The organism is Arthrobacter sp. 3Tela_A (genome assembly GCF_049311025.1).
Taxonomy (GTDB): domain Bacteria; phylum Actinomycetota; class Actinomycetes; order Actinomycetales; family Micrococcaceae; genus Arthrobacter_B.
Genome location: NZ_JAXIOM010000005.1, coordinates 96,340 through 110,196, shown reverse-complemented (window position 1 = coordinate 110,196; position 13,857 = coordinate 96,340). Strand labels below are relative to the sequence as shown.

The following is a 13,857-nucleotide window of genomic DNA, read 5'->3' as shown; positions in this document are numbered from 1 at the left end:
CTTAGCCGAGCGAGGCAAGCACATCGGCGAGCGCTGCGGCCCCCGTCTCGGCGTCGGCATCCTCCACATGTTCCTCGGGGGAGTGTGAGACTCCCGTAGGGTTGCGTACGAACAACATGGCGGTGGGGACATGTGCGGCCAGTACCCCGGCATCGTGCCCGGCACCGGTATCCAGCACCGGAGCTTCGGGCAGCACATCCTGCAGGGCGGTGCGAAGGCCGGCGTCGAAGTGGGTGGTGGGACTGAGCGATTCTTCGGTCAGTTCCATGTCGCAGCCCTCGCCGGCCGCGGCCAACCGGGCCTCCTGGCGGATGTTTTCGACGACGGCCGCAGTCACCGCATCTTCCGGATGCCGCACATCGAACCATAGATCGACGGCGGAGGCAATGACATTAGTGCCGCCCGGGACAGGCACCAGCCTGCCCACGGTGGCACGGGCATTGCGGAAGCGGAGGGCGACCGCGCGCACCGCCAAAACGCAGGCGGCTGCGGCAACCATGGGATCCCGGCGGTCCTGGATCAGAGTGGTACCGGCGTGATTGCCCTGCCCGGTGATGCGCAGGCGCCAGCGCCCGTGGCCGAGGATGGAGGATCCGATGGCCACCGGCCGGGCCAGATCGATCAGCCCGCGGCCCTGCTCGACGTGCAGTTCAACGAATTGGCCGATGCTCGCCAGTCTGCCCGGATCCGGTCCGAAACGCTCCGGATCCTGGCCGTTTGCGGCCGCGACGTCGGCGAGGGTGTTGCCGTCCGGGTCGCGTAGGCGTAGGGCACGTTCGGGGCTGATGGCTCCGGTGAGCAACCGGGAGCCGAGGCAGGCAACGCCGAAGCGGGAGCCTTCCTCCTCCGGAAAGACGGCAATGGCCAGCGGACGCCTGGGCACCTGGCCGCGGGCGCGCAGAATGTCCACGGCGACCAGGGCGGAGGCGATGCCCAGCGGACCGTCGAAGGCACCACCGCCGGGGACGGAATCAAGATGGCTGCCTGTCACGATGGCGTTCTCGCGTGCAGAGCCCGGAGCCGTCCCCGGGACGTCCCACCACGCCCAGATAATGCCGTTCGCATCAGTTTCTACAGCCAGGGCACGGCGCTGCGCCTGGTCAATAAACCAGGTGCGCAGATCCCGCTCGGCAGTGGAGAACACCGGCCGGGTGTAACCACCGCGGGCCGGGTCGGTTCCCGTCCCCGCAATCTCCGCCATCAGTCCGGATACGGAAGCCTGGCCGGGCCGCGATGAGGATTCGGCCGCCAAGCTCGGACTCATGGCCGGGCCTCCATAAGCGAGGTCCGGAACCGCTGGGGCACTCGTCCCATGCCGCCCGCAAGATTGGCGGCCATTTCGCCCAGGAGCGGTGCGAACTTTGCGCCGTGGCCGGAACAGGGGGAGAGGATGGTGATGCCCTCGGCCCGGTCGATCACGAAGTCCTCATTGGGGGTGTTGGTGAAAAGGCAGGTCGTTTCGGCGTACGGCTCCGGAACCAGGCCCGGGAGGTGGCGCTTGACGTACTCGACCATGCGCCGGCGGTGGTCCGGGTCAATTTTTCCGTCCTGGGCGGAGGCATCGGCGAGCACCTTGCCGCCGTTGAACTCCGCGATTTTCTGCCCGCGGTGGCCCGCATCGCGTCCACCGGGCAGCCCGTAAACCTGGATCCAGTCGGCCTTGTGAATGAAGGTGGGCCAGCCGGTGTCCGGGGCAGGTTGTTCGCGGTACGGGAAGTGGAAGGCGGTTTCCTGCCGGATTTCGAACCGGGGCAGGGACCTGAGGAAACCGGCCGGGAGCTCCAGCCCTGCCAGCAGGCCGGGGAGCCAGCCGCCGGCAGCGATGACCACCTGGCGGGCGGTCACGGTGCGGCCCTCTGGGTCGGCCAGCGTGTAGCCGGCACCCGATTTTGCCACGGACGCCACGGGCCATCCGCTCAGAAGAGTTGCCGATTGCGCGACGGCGGCCGCGACCATGGCGTGCACAGCACTTTGCGCATCAATCACCCCCGCGGCGGAGTGCCACAGCACCTCGGTGTCGAATGAGAACTGCGGCCAGCGTTCGGCCGCCTCACGCGGGGAGAGCAGCTCGTGGGACAGCCCGGCCTCTTCCAGGACGCTGGCCAGCTGCCGCGGACCGCGTACCTCACCGTGGTCCACGCATCCTGTTGGCGTAATCAGGGAACCGCCGTGCACGGATTCCAGTTCCTTCCACCCGGCCACGGAGTCCTGGACCAGGCGGGTATAGAAGGGATCCGCGTAGACATAACGGAAGATCCGGGCGGAGCCGTGGGAACTGCCGGCGTCGTTGGCGGGCTCGGCGCGTTCCAGGATCACCACGGAATGTCCGCGCTGCGCGAGCCGCCAGGCGGTAGCGGCGCCGGCGAGTCCGGCACCCACCACGGCGTAGTCGAAGGATTCTGTGTCGTCCATGGCTAGAACCCGGTTCCGGCGGCGCCGGGAATCCACTGGGTGCCGGCTAGTGGCACCCGTGCCATGGCTGAGGACTCCACGGTCAGGGCAACCAGGTCCTCTGGCTCCAGATGGTGCAGGTGGGCTTTGCCGCATGCTCTCGCGATGGTTTGGGCCTCCAGAGTGAGCACGCGCAGGTAGTTGGCCAGGCGCTGTCCAGCAGCGATGGGGTTCAGCCGCGCCGCCAGTTCCGGGTCCTGAGTGGAGATGCCTGCGGGGTCCCTGCCGTCCTGAAAATCGTCGTAGAACCCGGCGGCGGAGCCGAGTTTGGCGTACTCCTCGGCATACACCGGGTTGTTGTCACCCAGGGCGATCAATGCCGCAGTTCCGATGGCGACAGCGTCCACGCCCAGCGCCATGGCCTTGGCGACGTCGGCTCCGTTGCGGATACCGCCGGAGACAATGAGCTGGACCTTGCGGTGCATACCGAGTTCCTGCAGGGCCTGGACGGCCTGCGGAATGGCGGCGAGTGTCGGGATACCCACGTGCTCAATGAAGACCTGCTGGGTGGCGGCTGTTCCGCCCTGCATCCCATCCAGTACCACCACGTCGGCACCGGATTTCACTGCCAGAGCGGTGTCGTAGTACGGGCGGGAGGCGCCGATCTTCACGTAGATGGGTTTTTCCCAGTCGGTGATCTCGCGCAGTTCGGCAATCTTGATTTCGAGGTCGTCCGGGCCGGTCCAGTCCGGATGCCGGGACGCCGAGCGCTGGTCGATGCCCACCGGCAGGGTGCGCATGCCGGCAACCCGTTCGGTGATCTTCTGCCCCAGCAGCATCCCGCCGCCGCCGGGTTTGGCGCCTTGGCCCAGGACAATCTCTATAGCGTCGGCCTTGCGGAGATCGTCGGGATTCATGCCGTAGCGGGAGGGCAGGTACTGGTAGACCAGGTGTCGGGACTGGCCGCGTTCCTCCGGCGTCATGCCGCCGTCGCCGGTGGTGGTTGACGTGCCGGCCGCGCTCGCGCCGCGGCCCAGGGCTTCCTTCGCGTTGGCGGAAAGAGCGCCGAAGCTCATTCCGGCAATGGTGACTGGAATGTCCAGACGCAGTGGTTTGGAGGCGTACCGGTCCCCGAGAACGACGTCGGTGCCGCATTTCTCCCGGTAGCCCTCCAGCGGGTAGCGGGACATTGAGGCGCCCAGAAAAAGGAGATCATCGAAGTGGGGCAGGGCCCGCTTGGCGCCCCAGCCGCGGATGTCGTAGATTCCGGTTTCTGCCGCGCGCCGGATGTCGAAGATGGTGGCACGGTCGAAGGTCGCGGACTCGCGCAGTCCGAGCTCGGCGGGCGAGGCCGCGGTGCCGGGGGCTGGAGTGGATGCTGTGAGGGTCATGGGTGGGGCTCCTAACGGATGCGGAGGATGTCGAGGGTCCGGCTGGGCGCTAGTAGGCGCTCGAGTTGTCCACTTTGAAGTGGTAGAGGCCGCGGGCGGAGCCGTAGCGAGTGAAGTCGGCGGGGTTGTGCTCAAGCCCGGCGGCCGCCAGCAGTCCGGCCAGCTCGGTGAGGTGCTCGGCCCGCATTTCCTTGGCCACGCAGTCGGCGCCCAGGGAGGCAACACTGCCCCGGACGTAAATCCGGGTCTCGTAGATGGAATCGCCTAGGGCTTCGCCGGCATCGCCGCAGACCACCATGCGCCCGGCCTGGGCCATAAACCCTGACATATGTCCGATATTTCCGCCGACCACTATGTCCACCCCCTTCATGGAGATGCCGCAGCGCGCCGAGGCGCTGCCCTCGATGACCAGCAGGCCGCCGTGGGCGGTGGCACCGGCAGACTGTGAGGCGTCCCCGCGGACCCTAACGGTCCCGGACATCATGTTCTCGGCCACGCCCACTCCGGCATTGCCATGGATGGTCACCGTCCCGCCCTGGTTCATGCCCGCGGCGTAATAGCCAACATGGCCGTGCACGTCCAGCTCAAGGCTGGAGTTGATTCCGACGCCGATTGAGTGGCGGCCGCCTGGGTTCTCCACGGTGAAGCGCCCGGTGTCTGCGCTGTGGTGCAGGGCCAGGTTCAGGTCGCGGACGGTATCGGTGTCCAGGTCGAAGGACTGGGAGGGCAGGGTGCTGGACTTTGGTTCAGCGAGGTTGATGGTGGTCATGAGGTTCCCTTTACTGTGAGGCTGACGGGTGTGCGGCGGAGCCTAGAGATCCCAGGTGTAGACCCGCCCGGGTTCGGGTTCGAAGATCCGTGCGGACTCGATGCCCGGAAGATGTGCCAGGGCGCGGAACTCGCTGGCGATCGCTACGTATTCCGCGGACTCGGCGACGATCGCAGGCTTGCAGGCGATGGGATCGCGGACTATTGCCATGGAAGTGGCTGTAGTGACGACCAGTGTGTAGAAACCGTCCAGGACCTTGCCGAGGTTGGTCAGCGCGGTCTCCAGGTCATCACCGGAGGCGAGGCGGTGGGCGACGTAGCGTGCGCCAACCTCAGTGTCGTTCTCCGAATCGAAGTCGACGCCGAGCCTCTTGAGTTCGCGGCGGACCGAGGCATGGTTGGAGAAAGAACCGTTGTGGACCAGGCAGAGGTCATCGGCTACGGCGAACGGATGGGAGCCGGCGGCGGTGACCGCTGATTCGGTGGCCATCCGGGTGTGGCTGAGCCCCTGCGTGCCAAACATCCCCTCCAATCCGTGCCGCCGGGCTACGTCCTGCGGGTTGCCCACGCTTTTCATGACGGTGACATGTTCACCGCGGCCGGCAACGACGATGCCGGGGTACCCGGCGGACACTGCATCCGCGAGCGTTCCTGCGTCGACCTGCGCGCTGATCAGTGTGGTGTCCCCGATTTCGCGCACCCGGGCCTCGCCACCGGCCGGCAGCGACTCACCGAGGAGGCGTTCCAGGCCAGCGTCGGTGATGCCCAGGCCGGTGTCCAGGACGCTCAGCGTCGCGAGACCGCTGGTCACGAGGTCCGGGTTGTCGTAAACCGCCATGCCCGCGGAATCGGGGCCGCGTTCGATGATCTGGCAGAGCATTCCGGTGAGCAGGGAGCCCATTTGGGGCCGCAGCGCCGCGCTGCGGACCTGAAGGGCGGCAATTCCGCACATGTCGGTGGTTCCTTGTCTTCTTGGGGGCGGGGGAGTTGTGCTGGGGTGTAGCGGCCGGTTTCCGGGCCGGGCTAGACGGAGGTCAGGTAGTTGGTGATTTCCCAGGCCGTCACATTCCCGTGCCAGCTGATGAACTCCTGCTCCTTGGCATCGGCGAAGTAGCGGCCAACTGCGGGATCACCACTGAGCGCGGTGAGCATCACCTCGTCACGGCGCAGGGCCTCGACTGCATGCATCAGCGTTGCGGGCAGGGTATGGGCATCCGACTTGCGTTCACCCGGCCCGCTGGGGGTGCCGGGATCCAGGGACTTCTCGATTCCGTCAAGCCCTGCTGCGATGGTCGCGGCGATGGCGAGGTAGGGATTCGCGGCGCCGTCGCCGGAGCGCAGTTCCAGCCTGTTGGCATCCGGAACCCGGACCATGTGGGTGCGGTCATTGCCGCCGTAAGAGGCGCGGTTGGTGGACCACGTGGCACCCGATTCGCTGGTTGTGGCCCCGGTGCGCTTGTAGGAATTGACGGTGGGGGCGAGGAATGCCTGAAGTGCGGGGGAGTGCTCCAGGATGCCGCCAATAAAGGAGTAGGCGTCCCGGGAAATACCGAGTCCACGGGGATCTGCGGCGTCTGGGAACAGGGCAGTATCCTCGTTGCTCCACAGCGAGAGGTGGAAGTGCAGTCCGTTGCCGGTGCGGTCGGTGAACGGCTTGGGCATAAACGTGGCGATCATGCCGCGCTGCTCGGCCAGCACATTCAGGATGTACCGAAGGGTGATAACGCGGTCGGCCGTGACCAGCGCGTCGTCGTAGTTGAAGTTCTGTTCGAACTGCCCGGCACCGTCCTCATGGTCGTTGGCGTAGTTGCCCCAGCCCAGGTTGTTCATGGCCTCGGAGACGGTGGTCAGGTGCTCATACATGCGGGTTACGCCCCGGGCGTCGTAGCACGGGCGCGGGGAGTCGTCCTGGCGGTCGGCGGTGATCAGTTCTCCCGAGTCGTCCTTGGAAACCAGGAAGTACTCCACTTCGGCCCCAACCTTGGCGCTCATTCCTGCAGCGGCAAGCCGGGTGATGGCGTTTTTCAGGATGACGCGCGGTGCGTAGGGCCAGGGTTCGCCGTTGACGTGGGGATCGCAGTGGACCATCGCCAGGCCCGGCTGGATGAAATCCAGGGGGGTGAAGGAGGAGGTATCCGGTACGGCGCAGAGGTCGCCGTCCTGGGGGTTTTGCCCAATCAGTCCCGCTGCGTAGCCGGCGAAGCCGAGGGCGCCGTCGGCAAGTTCGGCGATGGCGGCCGTGGGAACGAGCTTCGCGCACGGTTTGCCGTTCAGGTCGACGAACGTGGCGAGGATGAATCGGGTCCCGTGGCGGGCGGTGAGGTCTGTCAAGGCGGCGGCCCGTTCAGCGGCGACTCCGGCCGGTTGCGCCGCGGACGGGGACGGGCTGGCGAATTCGGAAAGGGAGGATTGGTTGATGGTGCGGGTCTGCTGGTCGGCAATGGCAGTCATAGCTAGATCCAATCAATCGCAGTTACCTGTTAGGAAACGGTGTTGAATCTAGTTACCCATTTTTATATTGCGGGAAGAGCGCCCCGGTGTTAACACGAGGTTACAAAGCAGGCTTTCCGCCCGCCGTCATCCGGAACTATTCGGCATAATCGTAAAAACCGGCACCGGATTTACGGCCCGTTCGGCCCAGCGCCACCAGGGAGGCAACGGTCGGGTCGGGCATATCCGCAGGATCGCCGGTCTCGGCAAAGGTCGCCTGGGCGATGAAGTCGATGACATCTAAACCCACCATGTCCATCAGCTCGAACGGCCCCATGGGGTGGCCCAGCGCAGTGCGCGCCGTAGTGTCGATGTCCCGGTGCGTCGCGATCCCCGCCGCGGCCAAGGCCAGGGCCTCCCGTTGCAGGGCTCCCATCAGCCGGTTCGCGATGAAGCCCGGAATCTCCTGGTTGATCAGCACCGGTTCCTTTCCCAGCGACCGGGCGAGGGCCATCACGGTGTCAACGGTTTTCGATGAGGTCTGCTCGTGCCGCACCACCTCGACGCACTTCATTACCAGGGCGGGGTTGAAGAAGTGCATGTTGCACACCTGGGACGGCCGGCCCGTGACCTCGGCGACCTTGGATGAACCCAAGGTGGAGGAATTACTGGCAAGGATGGCGTGTGGCGGGGCGATGCGGTCCAGGGACCGGAAGATCTCCTGTTTTACGTCGAGGCGTTCGGTTGCGGCCTCGATGATGACGTCGGCAGTCTCCGCGGTGGATAGATCGGTTGTGTAGCTGAGCCGGCCGTGGGCCGCCGCGGCCTCTGCTTCGGGCAGTTTTCCCTTGCCGGTCCGTCCCTCGCTCCACGTGCGAAGGTCCGCTTCTGCGTGCTTGAGTCCGTCGGCCGAGATGTCCTGCAGGATGGTGCGGTAGCCGGCAAGGGCCGCGGTCATGGCGATCTGCCGGCCCATGGTGCCCGCCCCGACGACCAGGATGCAGGTGATGGGCGGGACGTCCGCCGCCGGAAGGCTGGCTGTGCTCGGGGAGGAAGTCATCGTCTCGCTCGTTTCGGTGTGGGAGGGGACCCGCGGCGCGGCGCCCCGCCGGGAAACGGGTAAGCCCGCCGGGAACGGGGTCTAGCGGAAGGCAGGGGCGCCGGTGAGTTTGTTGCCGAGGATCAGGGTGTGGACTTCATCCGTCCCCTCGTAGGTGCGCACCGATTCCAGGTTGTTCGCGTGGCGCAGCGGTGAGTAGTCCAGCGTGATGCCGTTGCCGCCCAGGATCGTGCGGGCCTCACGGCAGATCGCGATGGCCTCCCGGCAGTTGTTCAGTTTCCCCAGCGAGATCTGGTGCAGGCCCAGGGTACCGGCGTCTTTCTTGCGTCCCAGGTGCAGGGCCAGCAGGAAGCCCTTGTTGATTTCCAGGGCCATGTCCACCAGCTTCTGTTGGGTCAGCTGGTACCCGGCCAGCGGTTTGTCGAACTGCATCCGGGACTGGGAATAGGACAGTGCGTCCTCGAACGCATCCCGGGCTGCGCCCATGGCACCCCAGATGATCCCGTACCGTGCTTCGTTCAGGCAGGAAAACGGGCCTTTGAGTCCCACCACGTCGGGGAAGACCGCGCCGGCCGGCAGTCGGACCTCGGCCAGGTCGATTTCGCATTGGATCGAGGCGCGCATGGAGAGTTTGGGTTCGATCGGGGTAGCGGTGAAGCCGGGCGTGTCGGTGGGGACCACGAACCCGCGGATGCCTTCGTCGGTCTGCGCCCAGATCACTGCGACCTGCGCGACCGATGCCAGGCCGATCCAGCGTTTGGTGCCGGTCAGGATCCAGTCATCGCCATCGCGGCGGGCGAAGGTTTCCATGCTGGAGGGGTCCGAACCGGCACTCGGTTCGGTGAGGCCGAAGCATCCGATCGCTTCTCCGGCGGCCATGGCGGGCAGCCACTGCTGTTTCTGTTCCTCGGAGCCGTGTTTGTGGATCGCGGACATCGCCAGGGATCCCTGAACCGAGACGAAGGTACGCAGGCCTGAGTCCCCGGCTTCGAGTTCAGCCGCGGCGAGTCCGTATTCGACGGCGGTGCGGCCGGCGCAGCCGTAGCCCTTCAGATGCATGCCCAGCAGGCCTAGTTTGGCCATTTTGGGGACGATTTCTAGCGGAAAATGGGCGTCCTCGTACCAGCGGGCGATGTTCGGTTTGATCTCGGTTTGCACGAAGTCCCGGACCTGGCTGCGCAGCTCCAGTTCCTCCGGGGTGAGGAAGTCGTCGAAATCAATCAGATCGCCGGTGCAGGGCAGAGTGCTGGTGGTAGACATCGGAGGCCTTTCGCGGTGTGTACAAGGGGAGGATCAGAGGAAATCGAGCCGCCCGGCGGACGTGCCTGCCGGGACAGACCCGTTTAGCTGCGGCGGAAGGTTGCGGTGCCGCCGGACAGGACAGTCGTTTCTCCCGCCGTGGCGCCAAAGTAGGTGCGGCCGTCCCGCTCGGCTGAGGTGATCTCGAGCTGCTGGCCGGGCAGGACAGGGGCGGAGAGCCGCACGTCCAGTTCCGTGAGGTCAGCAGGATGGGCGCCTGTCTGCGCGGCGGCCTCACGGACAGCAATGCCAAGCGTGCACAGCCCATGGAGGATGGGCCGGTCGAATCCGTTGGCTGCCGCCACCGCAGGATCGATGTGAATCGGATGCCGGTCACCGGTCAAGCGGTACAGTGCGGCCAGGTTCCCGGAGGTCTGGAACGTCGAGGACCGCACGGGGTCCGGGCGTTCTTCCCGGCTTGCGGAGGGACCGCGGTCTCCGCCCCAGCCGCCGATGCCGGGGAGGAAGATGTTGTAGGTCGCCGTGAAGAACTCCGAGACCGCTTCAATCTCCACGATGGAGGCTTTGCCCTTGTCATAGACGTTGGCCACGCGTCCGGTCATAACTATGCTTCCGGCCGCAGGCAGGGGCTTGTGCATCACCAGCCGCTGGGAGGCATGCAGGGAACGCTTCGGGTCGTAGGCACCCAGCCGGCCGGTGGCTTCCACAGCCCAGAGTCCCAGGGCACAGGCGTAGGTGGGCAGCGTGCGCAGGCCGCGTTCGTAGACCAGGTCCAGGTCCGACGGCGAGGCGCCGACGGAGAGCGCGTAAAGGATCACCGCGGTGTCCTCATAACGGACGGTGTGTTCGCCGAGGTCGGTGCCGGCAAGTTCCGCAAGCGGAAGAGTCATGGTGGTTGTCATCTGGTGACCCGCTTCTGTTGGTGGTGAGAGTTAGGGGTGGCGTGCCTTGGCCTGCGCGACGGCGTTGGCACGGGAGGGGGAGTCCAGCAGGTTCTTCCGGCGCTGCTGCCAGGCGGCGTCGTTGTAAGTGCCTGTCTCCAGCTCGCCAAGCAGTTCGCGGGTGGCGGCCAAGGCAGCGAGGTTCTCCGGGGCCAGGCCCGAAAGCGCTGTGAGCGCACTCGCCCGGGCGGTTCCGGCGGGTACTACCGTGCTGAACAACCCGGCCGCGAGGGCGTCCGGCGCCTCAAAGCGCTCACCCAGCAGCAGCAGCCGGCGCACGGTGTCCCGGGGATAGGCGCTGGCGAGCCAGGCCACTGAGCGCGGGCTGTAGAGCAGGCCGAGCCGGACCGCGGGGACCTGGATGAAGCTGTCCCGGCCGGCCACCCGCAGGTCGCAGGCCAGTGCCAGATGTGCGCCGGCGCCCATGCAGGGTCCTTCCACAGCGGCCACTACCGGAACCGGGCTGGCCGTGATGGCGTGCGCAACGCGCTCCACGGCGTCGTCGAAGGCAGCATCGGCGCTGGTTCCGGTGAGGTCCCCAAAGTCCGCTCCGGCGCTGAAAACCTGCCCGGCACCCGTGATGATGATGCCGGTAACGCCCTCAAGGTCCCAGGAAAGCTCTGCCGCCAGCTCGCCGAGCAGCGCGAAGGAGAGCGCATTCCTGCGTGGCGGAACGTCCAGGACCAGCGAGAGCACATGTCCGGTCAGTTCCCGGCGAACGTACCGGCTCATGGCGCTGGCACCGTGGCGCGGCTCCAGCGGGAAACCACAGCCAGGCGGTCGAATTCCAGCGCTTCCTCCAGGTCTTCGGAGACATCGAGCAGCAGCTGTTCGGCACCGGCCGGCGCAACCAGCTGCGCGCCGACAGGCAGCCCTTCCGTGAAACCGCAGGGCACGGAGGCAGCCGCCACGCCTGCCACATTAAACGGGACGGCAAAGGGGAAGGGGCCCCACAGCTGATCGACTTCCTGCCCGTCGATGCGGGCTGGGCGTTCGCCATGCGGGAACGCCGGAACCGCTGATGCCGGCGTCAGGAGGAGGTCGAATCTGCTGAAGAGGGCAGCTAGCCGCATCCGGTACTGCGGAAGCAGCTCGTGCGCCCGGGCCACCGATGCTGGATCCAGGGCGAGGGCTGCCCTCAGGGAAGAGCGCTCATAGCGGGTGAGCTCCTCGGCATGCCGGAGCAGCAGGTGGCCGCGCTCGCGGTGTTCGTCTTCCAGTACGAGTGGGCCGAACACATCGTTCCAGCCGTCCAGCGGAAGATCGGTGTGGACCACGTCGTGCCCCATCGCGGCGAGCTGGCTGGCCGCGGCATCAACGGCACGCGCCACCCCGGGATCCACGGGCCGGCCTTCTGGCCTTGCGCAGTAGGCAATCCGCAGCCTAGGTACTTCCCTGCGTGCATAATCCCGTCCGGCGAGGATGCCCAGGAGTGGCCGGGCGTCGGCCACGATGCTGGTCATCGGGCCCGCACCGACAAAGTCAGTCATGCCGCGGAAGCCTTTTTCGTCCGGGCACAGGCCGGGGGAGGTCTTGAGCCCGAAAATCCCGCAAAAGGCGGCCGGAATCCGGATCGATCCTCCGCCGTCCGACCCCACGGCAACCGAGGAAAGCCGGGCAGCGACGGCACTGGCTGAACCGCCGCTGGAACCACCGGGCGTACGCCCTTCATCCCAGGGATTGCCTGTTTCGGGGCCAAGGAGGTTCTCACTGGTGGCGGACTGCCCAAATTCAGCAGTGCTGGTTTTCCCTGTAAACACTGCACCGGCAGCTCGCAGCCGCCGCACCACGCCGGAGTCGGATTTGGAGATCAGACCCTCATAAACCCGGGACCCGAGGGAGGTGGGCGAGCCGGCCACGTGGAAGGCATCCTTGAGTGCAACCGGGATGCCGGACAAGGGGCCAGCGGGTTCGCCGCCGGCAAAGGTACGTTCCGCGGCTTTGGCCTGGAGCAGGGCCGTATCCGGCAGCACTGTGACGAAGGCGCGCAAGCCGGGGTCGACGTCGTTGATCCGGTCCAGGAACGCGGTCGTGACTTCGACGGGGCTCAGGTCGCGGCGCCGATAGGCGGCAGCCAGTTCGGCAACGGGAAGAGTGATGGCCTCATCCATGCGGGTGGACTCCGCCGCTGACGCCGTAAGTCTCGCCGGTGATATACCCGGCCTGGTCCGAGGCGAGGAATGCCACCAGCCCTGCGACGTCCTCGGGCTGGCCAATCCGGCCAAGCTTGGACTGGTTCTCGGCGTAGCCCGTGAAGAACTCGTCAGGGTAGATCTTCCGCAGGAAGTCGTTGTAGATCAGTCCTGGGGTGATGGCGTTGGCTCGGATGCCGTGCCTGCCGTTCTCCGCAGCGGTGACCCGGGTCAAAGCCAGTACACCGGCCTTGGCAGCAGAGTAGGCGGCGCCGTGGACCGTGGAAGTCTCATACGCGGCGATGGAGGAGATGTTCACGATCGCTCCACTGCCGGCATCGATCATGTGGGGCAGTGCGTAGCGGGTGCACAGGAAGGTGCCGGTGAGGTCGACATCCAGGCACTTCTGCCAAGTGGCCAGCGACATTTCGGCGACCGGCTCGATCTTGGACCAGCCGGCGTTGTTGACTAGGACGTCAAGGCGCCCGTGGTGTTCCATCACGGCGTCGATCGCGGACCGGACCGCCGTTTCGTCCGCAACATCAAGAGGGACGGCGAGGAAGTCGCGGCCGTGCTCTGCGGACAGCTTTTCGGCCGCCTCCCGGCAGCGGCGTTCATGGACATCGGTCACCACCACGTCATACCCGTCCATGGCGAGCCTGGCGGTGACAGCCGCACCTATGCCGACGCCGGCGGCTGCGGTGACAAGGGCTACTTTGTTTGTGCTGGTCATTTCTTCTCCTCAAAGGTCAGGGCAGGGGAGCGTTCCGGATCGCTGGATAGGTCCGGTATTAGTGTTTGGCGGAGCACACCGATCACCGCCGCCGGGTTGTCTGCGCTCATCAGGTGTCCTGCGTCCGGGATCTCCCAGTACGTGACATCCGGGAGTGCCTCGACGATGATCTGTGCAGCCTTCGCCGGACAGAAGGCGTCATGGGCGGCTCCAACCACATCAACGTGGTGAGAGATTCCGGCGAGCCGGGGCGTGAGGGGGTATTCGTTGAGTGCGGCCATGGCACGCGAGGCGTTTATGTATCCGCCCCCGTCCCCAATCGCCGCGAGGCGGTCGGCAGTGATCTCATCGAGACTGGCCGACGCCGAGTGCAGGGCCGCGGCGGTGTCCGCACGGATAGCCTCCCGGAACTCCGGGGCCGCGGTGTCCTGAGCCAGCGAGATGCGGTTCCCATAGAACTGGACGGCGCTTCTTCCTACCAAGGAAGAGGTGCCCAGCACCACGCTGCGAAGTACAAGGTCGGGCCGCTCGGCGGCGGCCCACAGTGCGATCGTACCGCCGAGGGAGAACCCCACAACGGTTGCCGGGCCGGTGACCTGCTCCAGGAAGCCGATGAGGTCGCGGCCCAGCTGTTCGAGGCTGCCGTTCCCGGTGCCGAGAGTGGTGGAAGCGTGTCCGCGCAGGTCATAGGCGAACGTGTGGATGTCCGGCAGTGCTGCCTGCACGCCGCTCCAACTGTTCCGGCCTTCGG

13 protein-coding genes are annotated in these 13,857 nt (G+C 66.3%); all 13 read right to left on the bottom strand.

All coding sequences use genetic code 11. The annotated features are described in order from the left end of the window. Position 1 precedes the first annotated feature (1 nt). A complete protein-coding gene (locus tag TVC13_RS03205; RefSeq protein ID WP_422399795.1) occupies positions 2-1,264 on the bottom strand; it encodes an allantoate amidohydrolase in 1,263 nt (420 codons plus the stop codon). Further along, entirely contained in the window at positions 1,261-2,412 is a 1,152-nt protein-coding gene (locus TVC13_RS03200) for an FAD-dependent oxidoreductase (protein WP_422399794.1), read from the bottom strand. Before TVC13_RS03200 ends, TVC13_RS03205 begins: the two co-directional genes overlap by 4 nt. Positions 2,413-2,414: 2 nt before the next feature. Beyond that, the gene (locus TVC13_RS03195) at positions 2,415-3,782 is read right to left on the bottom strand and encodes an FMN-binding glutamate synthase family protein (protein ID WP_422399793.1); all 1,368 of its coding nucleotides are present in this window, start codon (positions 3,780-3,782) and stop codon (positions 2,415-2,417) included. Between the two features lie 49 nt (positions 3,783-3,831). Next, positions 3,832-4,551: a protein glxC gene (locus TVC13_RS03190; protein WP_422399792.1), complete on the bottom strand. Its 720-nt coding sequence runs from the start codon at positions 4,549-4,551 to the stop codon at positions 3,832-3,834. A 42-nt stretch (positions 4,552-4,593) separates the two neighbouring features. After that, positions 4,594-5,502, bottom strand: a complete 909-nt coding sequence (locus TVC13_RS03185; RefSeq protein ID WP_422399791.1) for a glutamine amidotransferase — start codon at positions 5,500-5,502, stop codon at positions 4,594-4,596. A gap of 71 nt (positions 5,503-5,573) precedes the next feature. Then, positions 5,574-7,001 (bottom strand): type III glutamate--ammonia ligase, encoded by a 1,428-nt coding sequence (gene glnT, locus TVC13_RS03180; protein ID WP_422399790.1) that lies wholly within the window; start codon positions 6,999-7,001, stop codon positions 5,574-5,576. A 136-nt stretch (positions 7,002-7,137) separates the two neighbouring features. After that, complete coding sequence (locus TVC13_RS03175) at positions 7,138-8,040, bottom strand: 3-hydroxyacyl-CoA dehydrogenase family protein (protein ID WP_422399789.1); 903 nt, start codon at positions 8,038-8,040, stop codon at positions 7,138-7,140. An 81-nt stretch (positions 8,041-8,121) separates the two neighbouring features. Next, positions 8,122-9,300 carry an acyl-CoA dehydrogenase family protein gene (locus TVC13_RS03170; RefSeq protein WP_422399788.1) on the bottom strand — a complete coding sequence of 393 codons (1,179 nt, stop codon included), beginning with the start codon at positions 9,298-9,300 and terminating at the stop codon, positions 8,122-8,124. Between the two features lie 83 nt (positions 9,301-9,383). Further along, positions 9,384-10,190 carry a MaoC/PaaZ C-terminal domain-containing protein gene (locus tag TVC13_RS03165; RefSeq protein WP_422399787.1) on the bottom strand — a complete coding sequence of 269 codons (807 nt, stop codon included), beginning with the start codon at positions 10,188-10,190 and terminating at the stop codon, positions 9,384-9,386. A 42-nt stretch (positions 10,191-10,232) separates the two neighbouring features. Beyond that, positions 10,233-10,973, bottom strand: a complete 741-nt coding sequence (locus TVC13_RS03160; protein WP_422399786.1) for an enoyl-CoA hydratase/isomerase family protein — start codon at positions 10,971-10,973, stop codon at positions 10,233-10,235. Next, complete coding sequence (locus TVC13_RS03155) at positions 10,970-12,352, bottom strand: amidase (RefSeq protein WP_422399785.1); 1,383 nt, start codon at positions 12,350-12,352, stop codon at positions 10,970-10,972. The genes TVC13_RS03160 and TVC13_RS03155 overlap by 4 nt, the downstream gene beginning before the upstream one ends. Continuing rightward, a complete protein-coding gene (locus TVC13_RS03150; protein ID WP_422399784.1) occupies positions 12,345-13,106 on the bottom strand; it encodes an SDR family NAD(P)-dependent oxidoreductase in 762 nt (253 codons plus the stop codon). Before TVC13_RS03150 ends, TVC13_RS03155 begins: the two co-directional genes overlap by 8 nt. Next, positions 13,103-13,831: an alpha/beta fold hydrolase gene (locus TVC13_RS03145; protein WP_422399783.1), complete on the bottom strand. Its 729-nt coding sequence runs from the start codon at positions 13,829-13,831 to the stop codon at positions 13,103-13,105. Before TVC13_RS03145 ends, TVC13_RS03150 begins: the two co-directional genes overlap by 4 nt. Positions 13,832-13,857: the final 26 nt, after the last annotated feature.

Excerpts from the sequence above, each read along its gene's own strand:
- TVC13_RS03205 (WP_422399795.1), bottom strand. The coding sequence starts at position 1,264 with ATGAGTCCGAGCTTGGCGGCCGAATCCTCATCGCGGCCCGGCCAGGCT.
- TVC13_RS03200 (WP_422399794.1), bottom strand. The coding sequence starts at position 2,412 with ATGGACGACACAGAATCCTTCGACTACGCCGTGGTGGGTGCCGGACTC.
- TVC13_RS03195 (WP_422399793.1), bottom strand. The coding sequence starts at position 3,782 with ATGACCCTCACAGCATCCACTCCAGCCCCCGGCACCGCGGCCTCGCCC.
- TVC13_RS03190 (WP_422399792.1), bottom strand. The coding sequence starts at position 4,551 with ATGACCACCATCAACCTCGCTGAACCAAAGTCCAGCACCCTGCCCTCC.
- TVC13_RS03185 (WP_422399791.1), bottom strand. The coding sequence starts at position 5,502 with ATGTGCGGAATTGCCGCCCTTCAGGTCCGCAGCGCGGCGCTGCGGCCC.
- glnT (WP_422399790.1), bottom strand. The coding sequence starts at position 7,001 with ATGACTGCCATTGCCGACCAGCAGACCCGCACCATCAACCAATCCTCC.
- TVC13_RS03175 (WP_422399789.1), bottom strand. The coding sequence starts at position 8,040 with ATGACTTCCTCCCCGAGCACAGCCAGCCTTCCGGCGGCGGACGTCCCG.
- TVC13_RS03170 (WP_422399788.1), bottom strand. The coding sequence starts at position 9,300 with ATGTCTACCACCAGCACTCTGCCCTGCACCGGCGATCTGATTGATTTC.
- TVC13_RS03165 (WP_422399787.1), bottom strand. The coding sequence starts at position 10,190 with ATGACTCTTCCGCTTGCGGAACTTGCCGGCACCGACCTCGGCGAACAC.
- TVC13_RS03160 (WP_422399786.1), bottom strand. The coding sequence starts at position 10,973 with ATGAGCCGGTACGTTCGCCGGGAACTGACCGGACATGTGCTCTCGCTG.
- TVC13_RS03155 (WP_422399785.1), bottom strand. The coding sequence starts at position 12,352 with ATGGATGAGGCCATCACTCTTCCCGTTGCCGAACTGGCTGCCGCCTAT.
- TVC13_RS03150 (WP_422399784.1), bottom strand. The coding sequence starts at position 13,106 with ATGACCAGCACAAACAAAGTAGCCCTTGTCACCGCAGCCGCCGGCGTC.